Source organism: Cetobacterium sp. (assembly GCF_051653945.1).
Lineage (GTDB): Bacteria > Fusobacteriota > Fusobacteriia > Fusobacteriales > Fusobacteriaceae > Cetobacterium_A.
The window spans coordinates 1-2,805 of sequence record NZ_JBOFXD010000097.1 but is presented as its reverse complement, the minus strand read 5'-3'; the positions used below and the strand labels follow the sequence as shown (position 1 = coordinate 2,805).

3 protein-coding genes are annotated in these 2,805 nt (G+C 21.9%); 1 reads left to right on the top strand and 2 read right to left on the bottom strand.

Annotation, left to right across the window (positions count from 1 at the left end):
- Window positions 1-152: 152 nt before the first annotated feature.
- A complete protein-coding gene (locus tag ACRC8M_RS10225; protein WP_438529030.1) occupies window positions 153-761 on the bottom strand; it encodes a hypothetical protein in 609 nt (202 codons plus the stop codon).
- Complete coding sequence (locus ACRC8M_RS10220) at window positions 749-1,822, bottom strand: ParA family protein (protein ID WP_438529029.1); 1,074 nt, start codon at window positions 1,820-1,822, stop codon at window positions 749-751. Before ACRC8M_RS10220 ends, ACRC8M_RS10225 begins: the two co-directional genes overlap by 13 nt.
- A 646-nt stretch (window positions 1,823-2,468) precedes the next feature.
- On the opposite strand from ACRC8M_RS10220, the gene ACRC8M_RS10215 reads away from it, so the two are divergent.
- Window positions 2,469-2,732, top strand: a complete 264-nt coding sequence (locus ACRC8M_RS10215) for a hypothetical protein (protein ID WP_257164352.1) — start codon at window positions 2,469-2,471, stop codon at window positions 2,730-2,732.
- The last annotated feature ends 73 nt before the right edge of the window (window positions 2,733-2,805 follow it).

The following is a 2,805-nucleotide window of genomic DNA, read 5'->3' as shown; positions in this document are numbered from 1 at the left end:
ATTTTTTATAATAATTTCCGTTTATTTAGGAACTTTTTTATAACTTTTAACCTAAAAGTTTTTATATTTCATTTAACTCACTTCATAAAGTTCCTCCTTTTAGTATTATTTAATAATATTATACAAAAAAAACCTTTTTAATAAAAGGTTTTTTAAAATACTTCATCTTCCAATTTTAATAAAAGGTTTTCTATTTTAATTAGTTTTTCATCATTAAATTCATTGTTATTTATAATTTTAAAAAGTGATGTTAATTTTTCTTTTATTCTTTCTTTTTTTATGTTTTGGTTTATTTTAATTTTATTTTGATTTAAAGATTGTTTTATTTCTTTAATTTTTTCTTTCGGATTTTCAGAATTTAAAATTTCAACTATAACTTCTTCATTTTCTTTTTCAATTTTTTTTAAATCTTTTATAACTCTGTCGGGAAGTTTATAAATAGTTGCTGAATCATATTGTATAGATAGTTGTTTTCTATCTAAGCAAAGATATACAAAATCTTTTTTAAATCCTAAATTCTCATACCATTTTCCAAACATCCCATTTTTATTATTTGAAAATATTTTATGAGCTTCTAAAAAAACATCTCCAAGTTCTTTTATATTTTCTTTTAATAAGTTTCCTGTATAAATTGCTTTTTTTTCAAGTTCAATTAAATATTCTTTATCATTAGTATCAAAATCTGTATAATCAAAATTTGAATCAAATTTATCTTTTTTTATTACAACTTCACTTTTTTTATAGTTTGCTAACAATCCCATTTTATAATTTCCCCCACTAAATTTTTATAATCTATTGCTGCTGTACATGTAGAATCTATTTGATAAATTGAATTTTTATCAAGTCCTAATAAATTTAGTTTTGAACAAGTTCTTATTGTAGAATTAGTTGTTTTAAAATTTTCTTTTAAATGTTCAAAGATTTCTTTACTCACTTTTTTTCTTTTATCTAATTTAGTTGGTAAAACTAAAGTATTTTTTATTTTTACATCTAATTCTTCTTCTGTTTGTTCTAACGTTTGAATTAAAAGATTTAATCCATCTAATGCTAAAAGTTCTGTTTCACAAGGAATTAATATATAATCTGAAGCGTATAAAGCATTTATAGTAAATAAATTCATACTAGGAGGACAATCAATTATTATATAATCATATGTTTTTTCTAGTTTACCTAAAGCTTTTTTTAATAATTTTTCTGTTCCAAACTTAGAAGTTAATTGTCTTTCTGCCAAGTTTAAAATTAGGTTAGATGGAATTAAATCAAAATTTTCTGTTTCTAGAATAACATTATTAATATTTTTTTGATCTACTAAAATATCTTTTATTGTTAATTTAGGCGTTTCAGATAAAGCTGTAAATGTTAAACTAGCTTGAGGATCTGTATCAATTAATAAAACTTTTTTATTTTGTAATGTTAATCCTGATCCTATGCAATGAGTTGTTGTTGTTTTTCCTACTCCACCTTTAAAATTAATAATTGAAATTATTTTAGACATTTTTTCCTCCTGATTAAAGTTTATTTTTATTTGCTCTGTAGTAATATCTATTTTAACTAATTGATTTTTTTTATATCCTGTTTTTTCAATTATTTCTTTATCTAGGGTAAATCTGTAAAGTTTACTATTTCCATTTGCTTGAATAATAAGTGTCTGTCCTTCATTATCTTTTTTTAAAATTATTTCATTATCTTTTGCATTATAAAAACATTTTAATATTTTAGGTTCATTCATTATTTTTATTCCTTTTATTGGAATATTTAGATAAGCTGTTGATATTTTATTTTTTTTATTAAATATTATATTTATTTTTTTTTCAAAAATCATTTTTACTCCTTAGGGGAATATCTTCGGTCATGACCGAAGATATTTTTTAATATAAAAGAAGCTGAATTATTTTATAAGCTTCTTCTTTTGAATTTACAATATATTTTATTTTTTGATTACCTCTTTTTTTATTTTTATATTATAAGAATACAATATAACTAGTTAAAAGTCAACGCATAATTCTTTTTAATATGAAAAATGCGTTTATATTTTTTTTATTAAACATTGTTATAGTTGTTTATATATTGTTATATATTGTTATATATTGTTGTGTACAAAAAATATCATAAAAAAACTGCAAGTAACCCTTGATTTATATAGGATTTAAGGTCATTATATCAATCCTCTTTTAATGGGAGTATTTATCCTCATTAGATGGGAGTATCTATCCTCATTAATTGGGATGTTTTTCCTCTTTTAATGGGAGTATCTATCCTCATTAGATGGGACTATCTAATATTTGTTTATTTTTTATCTTCATTATGTGGGAACAAATTAAGAAAAAAGTAAAATTTCTTCATTATGTGGGAGTATTTAGCTTGAAAAATATAAATTTTTTAGGTATAATTTAATAAAATAATGAAAAAAGACTAAAATTAATATAGATGTACCCATGTAATGACGAAAAAATTGTTGGAGATGAGTTATGAAAATAGTGAAAAAGAAAAGCAACAATTTAGATTTTCAAGAGATTATAGACACACCAGAAACAGAAATAGTTGAAGAAAATATAACTTTAGATGAGAGTTTTATAAAAAATAGGGCTTTAATTAGAATGGATATGAATATTATTCAATATCCTATATTTAGCAAAAATACTAAAAGAAAGACTAATCAAATAGTTAAATATTATTTTAATAGTGCGACACGTTTCGTAATGAAAAGTTACGACATGTTAAAAGTAGCTTAATAAAAGCGAATTAACAGAGAACTGTATTTTCGAGAAGTAGAATGAAGGAGTAACGCCCTGAAATGCTTCCTCT